Origin of the sequence: Mucilaginibacter auburnensis (assembly GCF_002797815.1) — a bacterium.
In the GTDB taxonomy this organism is placed as follows: Bacteria; Bacteroidota; Bacteroidia; order Sphingobacteriales; family Sphingobacteriaceae; genus Mucilaginibacter; species Mucilaginibacter auburnensis.
Genome location: NZ_PGFJ01000001.1, coordinates 911,205 through 929,248 on the forward strand (window position 1 = coordinate 911,205; position 18,044 = coordinate 929,248).

An 18,044-nucleotide genomic window follows, 5' to 3' on the forward strand; every position below is an offset into this window, starting at 1 on the left:
AACAGCGGTATTTATTACAGCCACACCTTACAATAGCCTCAAATTTTATTCGTTAATTTGAGCATGAGGTTAGGTTGGAGATATATACTGTTGGTTGCCTGCTTTTTTTTGTCGTTGACAAGCAGGGCCACTTCTATATTGATACCAATGGATGAGGCGCAGAAAAATCACCTTAAGTCATATGGTATAGCCTTTTGGGTGCTAAAAAATGGCGGCGAGATCAATTGGCTGCTTAATTACCGTGGTGGCAGCTTTATGGCGCAACAAAGCAGTACCATTGAAACAGAATGTAAAATACGCGGTGTTAGCTATGAAGTGATAAGCGATGCCGATGCCAGTACCATCATAACCGAAGTTAGCGATCCGTCAGTTAACATGGATGTTGTTAAATTGGAAAAAGCGCCTAAAATGGCTGTGTACTCTCCTAAAAATAAAATGCCCTGGGATGACGCCGTTACCCTGGTGCTCAAGTACGCCGAAATACCCTTTGATGTTGTGTATGATGAAGAGGTGATAGGCGGTGAACTGCCTAAATACGACTGGCTGCACATGCACCATGAAGATTTTACCGGGCAATACAGCAAATTTTACGCTACCTACAGCAATGCGGCCTGGTACCGCGATGACCAGCGTGTGCAGGAAGCTATGGCCAAAAAGCTTGGCTTTAAAAAGGTATCGCAAATGAAGCTGGCCGTTGCCGAGCATATACGCGACTTTTGTTCGGGTGGAGGGTTTTTGTTTGCCATGTGCGCTGGTGCCGAAACTTTTGATATAGCCCTTTCTGCCGCCAATACTGATATTTGCGAAGCGATGTTTGATGGTGACCGCGCCGATCCGAACGCGCAAGCCAAACTTGATTTTAGCCAGACCTTCGCGTTTCAGAATTTCAGACTGGATATGGACCCCTACTCGCATACATTCAGCAACATAGATGTAAATACCAGTCGTACAGTTGATCGCACGGAAGACTTTTTTACGCTTTTTGATTTTTCGGCTAAATGGGATGTTGTGCCCAGCATGCTAACGCAAGATCATGATAAAGTGATAAAAGGGTTTAAAGGGTTAACAACAGCCTTTAATAAAAGCGTAATTAAGCCGGGTGTTGTTATTATGGGCGAAATGAAAACAGGTAACGAAGTGCGCTACATACATGGCGAGTACGGCAAAGGGCAATGGACCTTTTACGGCGGGCACGACCCGGAAGATTACCAGCACCAGGTAAGCGATCCGCCTACTGACTTGAACCTCCACCCGGCCTCGGCAGGTTACAGGTTGATACTGAATAATGTGTTATTCCCTGCCGCTAAGAAAAAGAAGCAAAAAACCTGATCAATACTAATTTTTAGTAGCGCTAGTTCACCTAACGTTTTCCAATATCATCAAGGTTTTGCAGATAAGTGCTGCCCACGGGTAAAATTGCCCCGTTCAAATTGATCTGGTGCCGCTCTATCTTTTCAATTCTATTTTTAGCTGCTATAAAAGATCTGTGTATACGAATAAATTGATCCACAGGTAGGATGCTTTCCGCCTCAGTAATGGTCATGCGGGTAAGCACGGTGCTATTGCTTAAGGCAAAGTTGACGTAATTGCCCGTAGCTTCCACAAAGCATATATCGTCAAAATTAACCTTAACCTGATCATACCCGGTTTTCAAGAAAATGTAGTTCTTTTTATCGTTCACATTTTCGCGCAGCAAAAACAACTCGTTAGCTTTATTGCATGCTTTAGTAAAACGAGCCAGCGAAAAAGGTTTTAGCAGGTAATCAATTGCATCCAGCTCAAAACTTTCAACAGCGTGTTCGCTATAGGCCGTGGTGAATATTACCATTGGCTTCTTGTTCAGGCAGCGCATTAACTCTATTCCGCTTATATCAGGCATTTTTATATCCATAAAAAGTAGGTCTATATGTTCCTGTTGCAAATACGCCATAGCTTTAAATGCGTCGGTAAAGCTGGCCTTAAGGTCAACAAAAGGCACCTTGTCAGCGTGAGATCTTACTACTTCCAACGCTAAAGGTTCATCATCAATGGCTATTGCGGTAAGCATGGTTTAATATAGTTCAATGTTTAAATCTTTAAAATTACTTGTTAATATCAAGGTTGTACAGTTAAATAATAATTAGCCGTCTGTTGTTATGCAGGTGAGGGCGTCTTAAAATTTTTCGTTTTATGTTTCTGCAAAACTTTATCAGCTTATCGCTATAATGATAATTTAATTCGGCTCGTAGCAGGCTTTCGGTTTTTACAGATATACTTAAGCTCATCACCTGCTGTAAATCAGTTTTTTCAACACTTTCAAGCTGCGGGATAAATATGTTGATCAATGATTCCGCCGACCATGTTTTGTGATTATTTAACCCATCAGTTGCGGCGTTGAAGCCACTTTTTAACCACTTGTTTTCTGCACAGGATTTTGCATTAACCGAACTTTTGCCCACAACAGCGCGTTGTAACTGGCCTATGCTTATTGTTGCACAGGCCAGTATGGATAAGGTAAGGAATAGTTTTTTCATGCCGCTTAATTTTAATACAAGAGTAGCCGCTAAGACATACCTGCCCAATTAATTGTGATGTAACCTGATTGTTTTGTGATGAAACTTGTTAAAGTTGCACTGTTAAATGCGCGAAGTACTCTTTACCGCTTTGCCGTATCATCAGTTCGTGCCTGTCTGGATATAATAGCTGCAGGCGTTGCTTTACATTTTCTAAACCAATACCGTTATTGTTTTTTTCAGGGTCCGTTCCGGTTTTTTGATGTACGCTGTTGTAGATGTCAAAAAATAACTTGTTATCTTCTGTATGCAGCGATATTTTGATGTACGATGCCTCACGCAGACTAATGCCGTGCTTAAAGGCATTCTCAACAAAAGGTATCAATAACATAGGGGCAATCTGTAGTCCGTTTATTGTTTCCTCAATCTCTGTTTGAATAACAATATCCGGTGATGTATGCGTCCGTAGTTTTTGCAGGTCGATGTAATTTTTCAGGTAATCAACCTCTCGCAACAACGATATTTTTTCCTGCGTATTCTCATGCAGCATAAAACGCATCATATCGCCCAGTTTTTGAATGCCTTCGCCTGTAAGGTCCGCGTGTTCCTGTATAGCAGTGCCGTAAAGGGTGTTTAAGGCATTGAATAAAAAGTGCGGATTGATCTGTGATCGTAGAAAATCAAGATTGGCTGATGATTGACCGAGTGCAGTTTTTAAGCCCGAAATTTCTTTAAAAAGGTTTAAACGATGATGGTAAACGGCCCAACTTAAAGGCACGGTTACGGCGATCTGAAACAATACGTATAAAAAAGCAATGACAAATAACATGGTTTGGTTTCGCCTCAAACCATTCAAAGCCAAAAAGAAAACAAAAACCAGTAAAAGTATAACCAAACCAATAAGCGCCATCCTGGCCCAATAGATCCAAAAGTCTTTACCCTGATTTTTGATCTGAGGAATTAACGCTAATGACGTATACAGATATACCGGTATTGCAGGCAATATTGCCCATATCCATAGTAAGATAAGGTTATCGCGAACATCAGCAGTTACCAGTAACCTAAATACAACAAACCATACTACTACTGCCCAAAACGACTCAAGTAATACTCTTTTTGCATGAGCGGATAAATTTTCTACTGCTTTGAATAAAAATCCCTCATATTTAACGTACGAATAAATGATGTAAACACCCGCAATAAAGCATAGCTTTAAGAGGTTGCGTATAGCTAATTTTATGCCCGTGGCAATGTTAAACCGGATATCCTCAAAAAAGTAGTAGAACGAGTAACTTTTCCATATGTCTGACAATGTCCAAAACAAAACTACTGTGGCAAATGGTACTAACGCTAACAGGATATTTGTTGCAATTGCATCATTGTTGGCAACAAGAAACCTTTTAACTAATATAAAGTGAATATATATATAGGCGATATAAAGTACAAAAAAATTGAAAAACCGTGGGAGGAAAGCATTTGTACTATATGAGTCTATTGAATTAATTGCCGGCGACGACCAATAACCGTTTTCGATAGTAACCTTTAACAGATTTAATACAAGCAGCAAAAAGCACGCGGTAACAACCCAAAACTCTTTTTTGTTATATTTTTCAATAGCTAAGCCGTATTCCATTGTAACGTGGTTTAAATATGCTGCAAGGTAAGCAGCAACCTGGCTCAGACTAAGCTTTTGTGATGAAATTGCTAAAGCAAGTGATGAAATGTATAGCGTACTATGCTCCGTAGGGGTATTTATGTTTCTTTTTTAGTGCTTGGTCTTTTTTCTTTTTGGCCCTATCATCTTTTTTCTGCTTCATATCGGCCATTCGTTTTGTTACAGCCTGCTCGGTTTTAGCATCCAAACCTATGGTAGGCTTAAGGCCCGAAAGCATTACACGCCACTGCGTTTTAAAGAAGGAAAAGTCCTTTGGTCGTTTAAAGGCAACCTTGAATACACGTGGGGCTTCGCCCGGCTTATCCGGATTGTTATGTTTTAAAATAAACAGGTTGGCAAATAAAGTAGGTATCAGTTTACGCGAGTACATCTGGCTATCACCCACACGCAGCAAGCGCACCTTTACATCGTTGTATAAAAGAGCAATATTGCCATGTGCGCGGGTTGCATCGCCATACACATTAAAGTCATAGCTTTTTAGGGTGCCGTCGGTAATTTTCACCATAGCAAAAGCCATCGTTGCTTTGTTCATTGCTTCTAAGGGCATAGCACCTAAATGCCCTTTATAACTATACGGCGCGTTACGCGCCTGCAAATTAAACCTAAACGAAATATTAAGCTTACCCTGACCCATAAACATGCTGTTAACTTCAGCGGTAGCAATGCTGTCTTTTTTTAGGGCGTTAGGATTAGTGGTAAGGTTTAGAAAAGTAGCGTTGGTGTTATTAAACGAAAGCGTGCCGGTCTTTTTTGATTTTTTGCCTATTTCATTGTAGGTAACGTCCAGGTGCTTTATCTGTACAGTATCAATTATCAGGTCGGTTTTTAATTTGCGCAAAGCCACATGCGGAAAGTTTTCCAACTTGTCTTTTTTAGTTGGCAGTTTATTAGGAGCATTAAACACATCAAACATGCCTCCCTTTATCATTAAACTACTGGCTGTAAGGCTGCGATATTTCTGGTAGGAAAGAAAATCAAAGTTGTTAAGTTGTATGGAATCTAACTCAACGGTCATCCTGTCTTTATTGCTTTTAGCAAAAAAGGCATCAACATCAACCGGGTCCAGTTTAAAGCCAGTAACGTGCAATTGCGATATTGCGGTGGAAAGCTTTAATCTTTTAAAACTATACCTGTAAAGCCCGTCGGCTGAACGGCCGGCATAATTTTTTATGTCAGCTATTATATTTTTGCAGTATAACAGTCTGGAACGATCTGTTTGCGTAGTTGAATCAATGAGCAGATCGTTTGCATGCAAGCTCATTTGTTTGATCTCAGAAACCTCCACCTTGTTACCCGAATAGTCATCGTATTTAAAAGAAATATTATCTAAAAATATATTGCCAACATGTGCCGACTTAAAATTCTTAGATAGCTTTTGCCAGGCTGTGCGGTGATCTTTGTCGGTGGTATCTTTAGTATGGTTAAGCTGATAGCTGACTTGTATATGAGGAGAGTTGATGGCAATGCGGCCAACATCTATCACCTTGCTAAAGTATAGTTTAAAGGGATGGATCTCTGACACAATGATGCGGCGGGCATTGAACTTTACCAAATTATTGGGGGCAGTTCCGCGTTTGATGCGGCGCCTGTAAACGTCAGTATCAGGTGTTAGCGAAACGTTGTAGAGCATTATTTTGCCCTGTAAAATGTGTAGCTGCGCATCCGAAAAATCAGCACGGTAAAGGCTATCACTCCCTTTAATTACAGCATCTCTGAGTTTACCCGCCAATATAGGCGACCAATACCTGTTAATAACCAATGCTGCTATAAGCAATAGCACAACGGGTATAGTAATGGCCGCGGCAATTATCCGGCTGCGTTTGGTCCTCAAAAATTTAATAGCCATAATTAGTTTCCCGCCTACTTCTGCTCAGCTTCTTTCTTCGCCTTTTCCTTTTCCTCAAGCGCTTTTTCCTGTTCCTTTTTGCGCCTGCGTTCTTCCCGCCTCAATTTACGGTTTTCTTTGAATTTTTTGAACTGGTCAAGCACAGAACTCACTTTTTCTGCTACCTTTTGTATGCTGCCCTCAGTTTTCTTGTCTAAACCAATGCTTGGTTTTATTCCCTCTAACAAACCCTTGTATAAAAAGCTAAAAAAGGAAACCGTCGGTTCGCGCCCCATGTTTACAGGACCGGGTCTGAAAACACCTTTACTATCCGGGTTGTCATTCTCAATAATAAGGGAATTGGCTACAGTTGAAAGTAAGCCCTGGTTTTCAAAGCCTTTTCCGTTTGCGGCCTTTTTTAACAGTTGAACATTAAGATCTTTATAGTAGAATTTGACAATGCCTTTTCCGCCGTAATTAGTAGCATCAATATTAAAATCCAGGCGCTTAACTTTTGCTGAGCGTACTTGTACCATAGCCAATGGTTTAACCAAACGGTTAAGAACTCCTCCGTCAAAACCACCTAAATGGCCTGAGTAATTAAACGCACCGTTTTTAGCGGCGAGGTCAAATTTGAAATTTACGTTAAGCGGCGCGGCATCCATAAAATAGGTGTTAATACTGGCGGTCATGAAATGATTTTTACGCTTAACATCAGGGTCATTGGTAACATTTAAAAAGTGCCCATTAGTGTTTTTAAACGTAATAACACCTGTTTGACGAGTGGTGGCATCTGTTTCGGCATAAGTGATATCAGTTTTTTTAATATTCAGGCGGCTCAGTTTCATATCTAAAGCCACCTTTTGCAAAGCCTGATGCGGGTCTTTACCTATTTTGCTGGTTTTTTTGCCTTTATAAATACCGTTGGCGTAAATGTTTACATCTGCATCTTCAATATCCATCACGCCGGCATATAGTTTTTGGTCGCGCAGAAAACGCTGCAGGTCAATGTCAGTAATGGCTATCTTTTTAAATTTAAGTGTGAAGATGTCACCACCCTCGCCTTTTTTTTCATAAAATTCGGCGCGACTGTAACGCGGTTTTAAATTAACCTTGTCCAGTTGTATCATGCGCTTTGCGGTCGAAAAATATATCCGGTCAATTTCTGAGGTGTATAAGCTGTCGGGCGTTTTAACCTTGTAATTATTGATAATAAATTCAATGCCTTTGGTGTAGTAAAATCTGCTGCTGTCTTGCGCTGATAGCGAATCAACCAATAGCCCTGATATATTGATGTTCAGATTTTTAATCGCCGTTTGCTTAGTTACCGGTTCATTTTTATTAATGTAATTCAGGCTGATATCCTTAAGGGATATTGAATCAATACGGAGCTCCTTAAAGGCTTTTTTTATTATTTCATACGGCGTTTGTGGCTTGCCTACTTTAACTGTGTCGTTAAAAGCATAACGCTTGTTGATCACTGTCAGATCAGGTTTATCAATAGTGATGCTGTTAACGGCAAGTATTTTATCCTGATAAGCCTTTTTCGCGCCAATGTTTTTTATGGTGAGTTTATTTACACTCAGCATAAACAGGTTGTCGGGAGCTTTTTTATTACTTACCAGTTTGTTGTAAACTGCGGTATCGGGCACCAGTTTAAAATCTGATAGTGTCACATCGCCCGAAGCCAGGCTCACATCAAAATCAGAATATTCTATTCGATACAAACTATCGCTTGATTGTTGCACCATCTCTTTTAACTTGGCTTGCAAAATGGGTTTCCACCTGTTATCGGCAAAATAATGGTTGTAAGCATACCAGGCTGCGGCACCAATAATTAATACAAAACCTAACACAATGAAAGGCCAGCGGGGGAACTTTTTTTTCTGAGGTGAAGTAGTTTTATCCATTTAAATTGTTGAGCATGAAACACTATAACAACAAAAGCGGAGAATTGTTAATTCTGCCAATCTGTCACTCGGTATATAAATTTTGTGTATTTTTGCAGCTCAATTTTTATAAGCAATGATAGATTTGGTTCTTCCGGATAAAACACATGATGAGAGCAGGCAGGGTGAGGCTTTGTTATTAGAGCCTGTTGATGGAAAAAATGCCGGGCGCAAACTATATATAGAAAGCTATGGCTGCGCCATGAATTTTTCTGACAGCGAGATTGTAGCTTCTATTTTATCAGAACAAGGTTTTGAAACCACCGGCGATTTCAACAGTGCCGATGTGGTATTTATCAATACCTGTTCTATCCGCGAAAATGCCGAAACACGTGTGCGCAACCGCCTGAAAGAATTTAAGACTGCCAAGTCTAAAAATCCGGGAATGGTGGTAGGTGTGCTGGGTTGCATGGCCGAACGTTTGAAAGCAAAATTTTTAGAAGAAGAAAAACTGGTTGACGTAGTGGTAGGGCCTGATGCATATCGCGATCTTCCTAATCTGATAGACCAGGTTGATAGTGGTCAAAAGGCAGTAAACGTATTGCTCTCTCGCGAGGAAACTTATGCTGATATTAATCCGGTAAGACTTAACAGTAACGGTATAAACGCTTTTGTATCAATTATGCGCGGGTGCGACAACATGTGTTCGTTCTGCGTAGTGCCGTTTACCCGCGGCCGCGAGCGTAGCCGCGATCCGTTCTCAATAGTAAAAGAATCTACTGATTTGTTTAACGCGGGCTATCGTGAGGTTACTTTGCTGGGACAGAATGTTGATTCCTACAAATGGGCTAGCGAAGATGAAACTGAAAAGGTGAACTTCGCCAATTTGTTAGAGATGGTGGCGTTGATCAATCCTGATCTGCGTGTGCGTTTCTCTACCTCGCATCCCAAAGATATTACTGACGAAGTGCTGTATACCATGGCAAAGCATGATAATATCTGCAAATACATTCATTTGCCGGTACAATCAGGCAATAGCCGCGTGTTGGAGTTGATGAACCGAACTTACGACCGTGAATGGTACATTAACCGTATTGACGCTATTCGCAGGATTATGCCGGAGTGCGCTATCTCAACCGACGTAATAACCGGCTTTTGCAGCGAAACCGATGAAGAACATAAAGAGACAGTGAGCATGATGGAGTATGTAAAATATGATTTTGCTTACATGTTTATGTATTCTGAAAGACCGGGAACGCTGGCAGCCAAGCGTTACGCTGATGATATACCTGAGCCTGTAAAGGCAGCACGCTTAACTGAGATTGTTGCTTTGCAGCAGCAACATTCGCATCAGCGCCTGCAGGCGCAAATTGGCAAGGTTCAAAGGGTGTTGATTGAAGGGTTTTCAAAAAAATCAAAGAACGATTATGCGGGCCGTACAGATCAAAATGCCATGATGGTATTTCCAGTTGATGAAAGATATAAACCTGGCCAATATGTTAATGTGATGGCGGAAAGATGCACTACGGCTACGTTGATGGGAAGAATAATCCCCCAAACCCCCTGAAGGGGAGTTATGGATTGAGGTAAAGCTTATTAATATAGTAATAACACTCCACCAATTCTCACATGCATTGGTGGCTTATATTCCCCCTTTAGGGGGCCAGGGGGTATGGAGATACAAGAAATAAAACAACGCTTTGGCATCATCGGTAATTCGCCGTTGTTGAACAGGGCAATAGATATAGCAAGACAAGTGGCACCTACCGATATTTCGGTACTTATTACCGGCGAAAGCGGTAGTGGTAAAGAGGTGTTCTCGCACATTATACACAACATCAGTCAGCGTAAACATGGGCCGTTTATAGCAGTTAACTGTGGCGCCATACCCGAGGGAACTATTGATTCGGAGCTGTTCGGTCACGAAAAAGGTGCATACACGGGCGCAGTTGGCGAGCGTAAAGGCTATTTTGAAACCGTTAACGGTGGCACCATATTTTTGGATGAGATTGCCGAAATGCCTTTGGGTACGCAGGCGCGTTTACTGCGGGTTTTAGAATCCGGCCAGTATATACGCGTAGGGTCATCAAAGGTAGAGAAAACCAACGTACGTGTTATAGCAGCTACCAATGTTGATGTTTATGATGCAGTAAAAAATGGAAAGTTTCGTGAGGACCTGTACTATCGTTTAAATACGGTTCCTTTACGCATCCCGTCGTTACGTGAAAGAAAGGAAGATATTTATCTGCTGTTCCGCAAATTTACATCAGACTTTACTGATAAATACCGTACTCCGCCTATTCAGTTAGATGAGGAAGCACAGCAGATACTGAGCAACTATGGTTGGCCGGGTAATGTAAGGCAGTTAAAAAATATGGCCGAACAGTTAGCGGTTTTAGAGCGAAATCACATGATAACCGGGCAAACACTGCTAACCTATATTCCGTCTGACGGTAATAACCGTAACCTGCCCATGCGGTTAGACAATCAGCCTAAAGAAGATTTTTCTGAACGCGACATATTATACAAAGTGTTGTTTGATATGAAACGCGATATGGTAGAGCTTAAAAAGCTGGTTGTTGATATGATAGAGCACGGCGGTGCTGTGCCTAACTATGCTAACCACTCGCAAACGCTTACGCAGTTGTACCGGGATATTGAATTGCCTGTTGCCACCGAGCCACAGTTTACCATACAGCAGCCCGTTAATGCCATTAACAATATAACACCCGGGCCTATTGCTGCAAATGATGACGATTTTAGCATAACGCAACATACCGAAGAGGTAGAAGAATCGTTATCGTTGGTAGAAAAGGAATCAGACCTGATACGCAAGGCGCTTAAAAAGCATAAAGGCAAACGTAAGCTTGCTGCCAATGAGTTGGGTATATCAGAACGTACCTTGTATAGAAAAATTAAAGAATTGAACCTGTAGGTGATGAAGAGATTACTGTTGATAACGCCTTTGCTGCTTAGCTTGTGCCTGATAACCCCAGGCTGCTATTCGCTTAAAAGCCAATCTATACCGGATGAGTTAAGAACCATTTATATAGGTTTTTTTGAAAATAACGCGCCGTTGGTAGTGAGTACTTTAAGCTCGACTTTTACAGAAGCTTTAAAAGCACGGGTACGTACAACCACGCGCCTCAGTGTAGTTAACGGAGAAGGCGATGCCAGCATGACGGGTGCGATAACCGATTACCGGAGTGCCCCGGTATCTATTCAAGCACCGGGCAATACTAATGCTCCTCCAATAGCTGGTGCACAGGCGCTAACTTTAACTGTTCGGGTTAAGTTTGACTTTCCGGCCGATAAGACGAAAACCCTTTCGTTTGACCAGAACTTCAGCAAGAGCATCAACTATTCGGGTAACCTGGCATCGCAGCAAGAGCAGTTGTTGCAAACGCTCAGCAATCAGATCATCGACGATATTTTTAATAAAGCCTTTAATAATTGGTAACAATTTTTTAGCTTCAACGGCGTGAACGAGAATACAGCAAATAGCGGTAACGATTTTTTTTATGATCTGCTGGATAATCCGGCTGGTCTTTCGCATTCCAATACATCTAACTTACAGCTATTGATCAATAAGTATCCGCAAAGCAGTTTGTTACGCTCAATGTTCGCTGTAACACGCGATGAGCAAAGCATAAATAGCGCGAGTGCTTACGTTGACCCTCAATTGCTGTATAAAATAGCCACTGATGTTAACTCCCTTCGTTCGGTTGCTGATGAGCAAGTAGTTTTTTCTGAGCAGCCTAACGCTACAGAGAGACTGCGCGATATTACAAGTACTGTTACCCCACCTCAACTGGCTATTGATGAGTCGAACTATTTTCATGTTCCGATAGATAGTGAGCTGACTTACTTTGAAGATGAGGAGACGGAAGAGGTTGGTGATAATGGTCTAACAGCCAAAGAGGACCAAGAAAGCGAAATAGCCGAACAAGAGATCACTCAGGATGAAGTTGCGCAGGATGAAGTGATTGATGGTGAAGTTGTGGAAGAAGAAACTGCTGAGTTAACAGAAGCTGAGCCGTTTACTGAAACTGAACAAAACGCATCAGAAACCGCCGAACCGGAAATCAGTGACGAGTCTGAGCCGATTTCGGCAAATGAGTTCGATGAATATATGTCTCGTACTGATGATATCTCTAATTCTTTGAATGATATCGGCGAAAAACCTGTATATCCGCACCAGGAAATCGAGGACGATGTTTTTGAAGAAATAGTTAGCATCGAGGATATTGGCCTTGAGCAGCTGGCTATTATGGATAAGGTTGCTGAAGAGCATGAAGGTGAAGAAGAAGATGAAAAATCTGAAGCGAAACACGACGCTAACATTGAAAGTAGTTACGAGGTTTTTGAACCTGTCTTACCTCAGGATGAAGAGCAGAAAGCCGCCAATATAGCGGCACATCCCGGCGGCAGAAAAACCGGCGACCGGATGGCGAGGTATAACGATGAAAAGATGCCATACAGCTTTATGTGGTGGTTAGACAAAACCCGTAAAGAACATGCTGCAGTTTATCAGCCGTTTGTTGAGGGTCAAAAGCCTGTAGAGGCAGCTGCCACTATACAAAAGCCTCAGCCGCCTGCCGATCATCTGCAACAGCAGTACATGGAAAATATACTAACGGTAACTACTGTAGTAAACGAATTAAGCCTGGTGCCTCCAAAAGTTGATGCCCCGCCACCTGCCGATAGTAAGGTTGATAAAATTATAGAACGCTTTATACAGGAGGAGCCCCAGATCAAGCATCCGGCAAGCGCTAAGCTGAATAATGAGAACAAGGCTAAGAAAAGTTCAGAAGACATTGATGAACTGGTTACGGAAACTTTAGCTAAGATATATACTGAACAAATGCTGTATCATAAGGCTATTTTGACATACAAAAAATTGATGTTGAAATTCCCGGAAAAAAGCCTTTACTTTGCAGGCCAAATTGAGCAATTAGAAAAAAAAATTAATTAAACTAAGATATGTTAATAGTATTGGTGATCCTGGTGGTGTTAGTATGCGCTTTGCTGGGTCTTATTGTGTTGATACAAAACCCTAAAGGTGGTGGTTTGTCATCTAACTTTTCAGCCTCATCGCAATTGATGGGTGTACAAAAAACCGGCGACTTTTTAGAAAAAGGGACATGGGTATTAGCCATTACGTTAATGGTACTTGCTTTAGGTATAAACGTGGTAGTAAAAGACGGTACAGCTGCTCCAACAAGCAAATACCAAGAGCAGATCAACAAGTCGCTTAATGCAGCGCCTGCTACTGCTACGCCTTCTGCAGCGCCTGCATTCCCGGGTGCAACAACTCCTGCTGCTGCACCTGCTGCAACAGACTCTTTAAAAAAATAAGGGTTTTTAAATCTCCTCTTGATAAAAGGCTTTGGTTTTTCCCAAGGCCTTTTTTTGTTTCGCTAACTGTCATGATGGCATTCTATGTTAAAACATGGTTAAGCGTGTTATAACCCGCTTACGCAAACCTGACAATAAAACAGCTAAAGTGCCAATTTTTAACTTTTTGTGCAGTTGGCATAATTGATGTGTAAAAGCAAGCACTAAGTAAAACTTTATATAAACTAAAAAATAGTATAGTTATGTCAATAAACATCAAACCTCTCGGAGACAGGATTGTAGTGGAAGCTGCTCCGGCCGAAACCAAAACAGCATCAGGTCTTTATATCCCTGAAACTGCACAGGAGAAACCACAGCACGGCACTATCGTTGCTGCAGGCCCAGGCAAATACGCAGAACAAACAGGTAACTTAATACCATTGTCAGTTAAAGAAGGCGACAAAGTGCTTTATGGTAAATTTGCAGGTCAGGAAATTACCATTGATGGTAAAAGCTACCTGATCATGAGAGAATCTGATATTTACGCTACTGTATAATTATTGGAAAATTGTTGAAAGGTTATAAGTTTGAAAAGTTAACTTAAATTGAGCATTACAACTTTCAAACCTTGCAACATTCCAACAAAAAGAAAACATTCAAACATTCAAACAATAAAATAACATGTCAAAGCAAGTTAAATATAACGTTGAAGCAAGAGATGCGCTGAAAAGAGGTGTAGACATTCTGGCTAATGCAGTAAAAGTTACTTTGGGTCCTAAAGGCCGTAACGTAATTATCGATAAAAAATTTGGTTCACCAGCGGTTACTAAAGACGGTGTAACAGTAGCTAAAGAAATTGAGCTAAAAGATGCTATCGAGAACATGGGTGCTCAAATGGTTAAAGAAGTAGCTTCAAAAACTGCTGATATTGCTGGTGACGGTACCACTACTGCAACCGTTTTAGCACAAGCTATTGTAACTGCAGGTATTAAAAACGTTGCTGCCGGTGCAAATCCAATGGATTTGAAACGCGGTATTGACAAAGCTGTTAAAGCTGTGGTTGCCGATTTGAAAAACCAAAAACAAGACGTTGGCAGCGATTTTAGCAAGATCAAACAAGTAGCTGCTATTTCAGCTAATAACGATGAAGTTATTGGTGAAATGATAGCTAACGCTATGGAGAAAGTTGGTACAGCAGGTGTTATCACTGTTGAAGAAGCAAAAGGTACAGAAACCGAAGTTAAAACGGTAGAAGGTATGCAGTTTGACCGTGGTTATTTATCGGCCTACTTCGTTACCAATACTGATAAAATGGAAGTTGAGTTAGAGAACCCATACATCCTTATCTGCGACAAGAAGATATCTTCAATGAAAGAAATTCTTCCTATCCTTGAAAAACAAGTACAAACAGGCAAACCACTTTTAATTATTGCTGAAGATCTGGAAGGCGAAGCTTTATCAACTTTAGTAGTTAATAAAATTCGTGGTTCACTGAAAGTTGCTGCGGTTAAAGCACCTGGCTTTGGCGATCGCCGTAAAGCTATCTTAGAAGATATCGCTATCCTAACCGGTGGTCAAGTTATCTCTGAAGAAAAAGGCTTGAAATTAGAAACAACTGAGTTAAGCGACTTAGGTCAGGCCGAAAAAATCACTATTGATAAAGATTACTCAACCATTATTAATGGTAAAGGTAACCCTGATGCAATCAAAGGCCGTGTAAACGAGATCTCTGTATCAATGGAAGCTACTACTTCTGATTATGATAAAGAAAAACTGCAGGAGCGTTTAGCTAAGTTATCAGGTGGTGTTGCTGTATTATATGTTGGTGCAGCTACCGAAGTTGAAATGAAAGAGAAAAAAGACCGTGTTGACGATGCTTTACACGCAACTCGCGCTGCTGTTGAAGAAGGTATAGTAGCAGGTGGTGGTGTAGCTTTCATCCGTGCGGTTGCTGCTTTGGCTAACCTTAAAGGTGACAACGAAGATGAAAACACTGGTATCCAGATCATCCGTCGTGCTATTGAAGAGCCATTGCGTCAGATCTGCGAGAATGCGGGTATTGAAGGTTCAATCATTGTTCAGAAAGTTAAAGAAGGTTCTGCTGATTTTGGTTACAACGCTCGTACCGACAAGTTTGAAAACTTAATTGGTGCCGGTGTAATTGACCCAACTAAAGTAAGCCGTGTAGCTTTAGAGAACGCAGCTTCGATTGCTTCAATGTTGTTAACAACTGAATGCGTTTTAGCTGACGATCCGGAAGATGCACCTGCTGGTCCTCCAATGGGTGGCGGTGGCATGGGCGGCATGATGTAATTCCTCCCAACCCTTGAAAAAGGGTTCATATAACACAGCAAACCCTTGTATGTTTTTACATACAAGGGTTTTGTGTTTTGTATGGTAAGGTAAAGTCATGCAAAGGTAAACGCATGGTCATTTGTTAATCAAATGATTAATTTTTGACAAAAATCGCCATAAACGCATGTATTTTTGTATCAACAATTCAAAGCCACAAAAAAGGCACAGCAATTGAATATATCTAAACATGAAACGATTAGCAGCAACAACAAAGCAAGTACACGCAACGCTGGTTGACCTGGTACTATTTAAAGTGCCCGAGTTGTTTGTAACTATTTACGGTAGATAAAGTTTTGTAACTTTGGGCTTCATAACGTATGAAGTTACAAGATTTTGATCTGCACGGTTTTTACCGGGAAGCGTACCGATGGCTGTTTATTCACGGCACCAAGTTCGTACTATCTCTCATCCTTTTATTTATTGGGCTTAGGCTGATAAAATTTATAGGCAACCGTTTGCGCGGCCGAATGAGTAGACAAATGGTGCATTCGTCTCTACAGCCATTTTTTCTGAGTGTATCATTAACGGCGTTATATATCCTTCTTATAGTCTCGGTTCTCGCTATTAATCAGATCGATATTATTAACGTGAGTACCATATTAGGGGGTGCTACTGTTGCCGTAGGTTTAGCGTTATCAGGTACTTTTCAAAATTTTGCCGGTGGTGTGCTTATCTTACTGTTAAAGCCATTTGAACTGGATGATAGCATTATAGCGCAAGGGCAGGATGGAAAAGTAACCTCCATACAAATATTCTATACTGTATTACTCACGGCAGATAACAAAACGGTAATTATTCCTAATGGTAAGCTTTTTAACGAGGTTATTGTTAACGTTACCCGCGAGGGCAAACGCAGACTTGACTTTGAAGTAAAGGTAGGCTACGTGGTAGATATTGATCAGGTTAAAACGATAATAATCAATACGGTTAATAATGCTAAATCCGTTTTAAGCAATCCGGCTATAAGAGTAGGTATTATTTCGTTAGAGGTTGACTCCATCAGGTTTTTAGTAAATGTATGGGTCAAACCTGCTGATTTTTTGACAACCAAAATGGAACTTCAGGAAAACATTATTAAAAATCTGAAAGCAGCCGGAGTGAAGTTGCTGGGTACTTAAAACATTATATCTTCTGCTTAGCTTTTATTTCCAGGTAAGCGTTAATGGTATTTACGTTAAGGTTTTGCGGTGCGCTTAAAATGGTTTGTATGCCGTGCTTGGTCAGCTCTTTTACGATCAACTTTTTGTCGAATGCCATTTTCTCAGCTATGGTTTTAATGTATATTTCTTCCACATCCTTCGCAGGTTCTTCGCTTAAGCGTTTCAATTCTGTATTCTCAAAAAATACAACTAACAGTAAATGAAACTTGGCTATGCGCTTTAAATAAGGTAATTGCCGGTTAAGGCCCGACATGCTTTCAAAGTTAGTAAAAAATATTACCAGACTGCGTTGTCTTAACGTGCCGCGTATAGTTGTATAAAGCAGCCCCATATCAGTTTCCAGGTAACGGGTTTTTTCCTTATACAAGGCCTCCATAATTTTATTAAGCTGAGTAGGGCGCTTGTCGGCAGGTACAACGGTGCCTTTCTTTTCGGCTATGGTAATAAGGCCTGCTTTGTCTTCCTTCAGCATGGCCACATTTAACAGTATTAAGCTGGCATTGATAGCGTAATCCAGCAGGCTTAATCCTTCAAAAGGCATTTTCATTACGCGAGATTTATCTATTACGCAATACACATGCTGTGAGCGCTCATCAGTATATGAGTTGGTCATGAGGCTGCCTTGCCGGGCAGTGGCCTTCCAGTTAATGGCGCGGTAGTCATCACCCGGAACATAGTTTTTAACCTGCTCAAATTCCATGCTGTGCCCTATACGCCGTATTTTTTTAATGCCGAACTCAGTAATCCGGTTGGATATAGCCATCAATTCGTACTTGCGCATTTGTAGAAATGACGGATATACCGGCAGGTTTTGCGCTTGTTGTACAGTATAGCGTCTGTTAATTAGTCCCAATGATGAACCCACATAAACTATAACATTGCCGAAGCTGTACTCACCGCGCTTAAGCGGTTTTAATGTATAGTTGAGCAGCTTATTCTGACCAGGCTGCAAAGTGGTTTTGAACCACACATCGCGTTTTTGAAATTGAAAGGGTATCTCATCAATAACGCCCATCTTTACGGTGAACGCGTACCTGTTTTCAACGTAAATGCCTAATTGGTTATCATCATTATTGCTTAAACGCTCGGGTGCATGCCTGCGCGCGAAAATTCCGTTTGATTTTAGATAGAGCATTGCGATTTCCGTTGCTACCACAACGAGAAAGGCCCCGAAGAATACATGAGGAACTACACCTAACCACGGGAAAAAGAACGACAGCATGAACAGCACCACAGCAATAACTATGGAGGTAAAAAATCTGCGGGTTAAAAACAGATCAGAATAAAACCTGCTGAATAGCTTCTTCACTA

Annotated in this window: 15 protein-coding genes; 9 read left to right on the top strand and 6 right to left on the bottom strand. The window is 41.1% G+C overall.

Annotated features, from left to right (window positions below; translation table 11 throughout):
- Positions 1-63: 63 nt before the first annotated feature.
- Positions 64-1,329 carry an asparagine synthetase B gene (locus CLV57_RS04020; RefSeq protein WP_100340056.1) on the top strand — a complete coding sequence of 422 codons (1,266 nt, stop codon included), beginning with the start codon at positions 64-66 and terminating at the stop codon, positions 1,327-1,329.
- 31 nt (positions 1,330-1,360) lie between these two features.
- Here CLV57_RS04020 and CLV57_RS04025 read toward each other — a convergent pair whose 3' ends face one another.
- The 5 genes from CLV57_RS04025 to CLV57_RS04045 all read right to left on the bottom strand — a co-directional run bounded on the left by CLV57_RS04025 (position 1,361) and on the right by CLV57_RS04045 (position 7,902).
- Positions 1,361-2,047, bottom strand: a complete 687-nt coding sequence (locus tag CLV57_RS04025; RefSeq protein ID WP_100340057.1) for a LytR/AlgR family response regulator transcription factor — start codon at positions 2,045-2,047, stop codon at positions 1,361-1,363.
- 61 nt (positions 2,048-2,108) lie between these two features.
- Positions 2,109-2,513 (bottom strand): hypothetical protein, encoded by a 405-nt coding sequence (locus CLV57_RS04030; protein ID WP_100340058.1) that lies wholly within the window; start codon positions 2,511-2,513, stop codon positions 2,109-2,111.
- Between the two features lie 88 nt (positions 2,514-2,601).
- Positions 2,602-4,125, bottom strand: a complete 1,524-nt coding sequence (locus CLV57_RS18535) for a sensor histidine kinase (protein ID WP_211290021.1) — start codon at positions 4,123-4,125, stop codon at positions 2,602-2,604.
- A gap of 100 nt (positions 4,126-4,225) precedes the next feature.
- Positions 4,226-6,013: a hypothetical protein gene (locus CLV57_RS04040; protein WP_100340059.1), complete on the bottom strand. Its 1,788-nt coding sequence runs from the start codon at positions 6,011-6,013 to the stop codon at positions 4,226-4,228.
- 14 nt (positions 6,014-6,027) lie between these two features.
- Positions 6,028-7,902 (bottom strand): hypothetical protein, encoded by a 1,875-nt coding sequence (locus tag CLV57_RS04045; RefSeq protein ID WP_100340060.1) that lies wholly within the window; start codon positions 7,900-7,902, stop codon positions 6,028-6,030.
- A gap of 115 nt (positions 7,903-8,017) precedes the next feature.
- Here CLV57_RS04045 and miaB point away from each other — a divergent pair, with 115 nt between their 5' ends.
- The 8 genes from miaB (at position 8,018) to CLV57_RS04085 (ending at position 16,691) form a co-directional block, all read left to right on the top strand.
- A complete protein-coding gene (gene miaB, locus CLV57_RS04050; protein ID WP_100340061.1) occupies positions 8,018-9,448 on the top strand; it encodes a tRNA (N6-isopentenyl adenosine(37)-C2)-methylthiotransferase MiaB in 1,431 nt (476 codons plus the stop codon).
- Between the two features lie 105 nt (positions 9,449-9,553).
- Positions 9,554-10,816: a sigma-54 interaction domain-containing protein gene (locus CLV57_RS04055; protein WP_100340062.1), complete on the top strand. Its 1,263-nt coding sequence runs from the start codon at positions 9,554-9,556 to the stop codon at positions 10,814-10,816.
- 3 nt (positions 10,817-10,819) lie between these two features.
- Entirely contained in the window at positions 10,820-11,341 is a 522-nt protein-coding gene (gene lptE, locus CLV57_RS04060; RefSeq protein WP_100340063.1) for an LPS assembly lipoprotein LptE, read from the top strand.
- A gap of 21 nt (positions 11,342-11,362) precedes the next feature.
- Positions 11,363-12,856: a hypothetical protein gene (locus CLV57_RS04065; RefSeq protein WP_100340064.1), complete on the top strand. Its 1,494-nt coding sequence runs from the start codon at positions 11,363-11,365 to the stop codon at positions 12,854-12,856.
- A gap of 8 nt (positions 12,857-12,864) precedes the next feature.
- Entirely contained in the window at positions 12,865-13,239 is a 375-nt protein-coding gene (gene secG, locus CLV57_RS04070) for a preprotein translocase subunit SecG (RefSeq protein ID WP_100340065.1), read from the top strand.
- 242 nt (positions 13,240-13,481) lie between these two features.
- The gene (locus CLV57_RS04075) at positions 13,482-13,775 is read left to right on the top strand and encodes a co-chaperone GroES (RefSeq protein WP_100340066.1); all 294 of its coding nucleotides are present in this window, start codon (positions 13,482-13,484) and stop codon (positions 13,773-13,775) included.
- 124 nt (positions 13,776-13,899) lie between these two features.
- Positions 13,900-15,531 carry a chaperonin GroEL gene (gene groL, locus CLV57_RS04080; RefSeq protein ID WP_100340067.1) on the top strand — a complete coding sequence of 544 codons (1,632 nt, stop codon included), beginning with the start codon at positions 13,900-13,902 and terminating at the stop codon, positions 15,529-15,531.
- Between the two features lie 359 nt (positions 15,532-15,890).
- Positions 15,891-16,691 carry a mechanosensitive ion channel family protein gene (locus tag CLV57_RS04085; protein ID WP_100340068.1) on the top strand — a complete coding sequence of 267 codons (801 nt, stop codon included), beginning with the start codon at positions 15,891-15,893 and terminating at the stop codon, positions 16,689-16,691.
- A gap of 4 nt (positions 16,692-16,695) precedes the next feature.
- Here the strand turns inward: CLV57_RS04085 and CLV57_RS04090 are convergent, their stop codons facing one another.
- A complete protein-coding gene (locus CLV57_RS04090; RefSeq protein WP_100340069.1) occupies positions 16,696-18,042 on the bottom strand; it encodes a DUF58 domain-containing protein in 1,347 nt (448 codons plus the stop codon).
- Positions 18,043-18,044 lie beyond the last annotated feature (2 nt).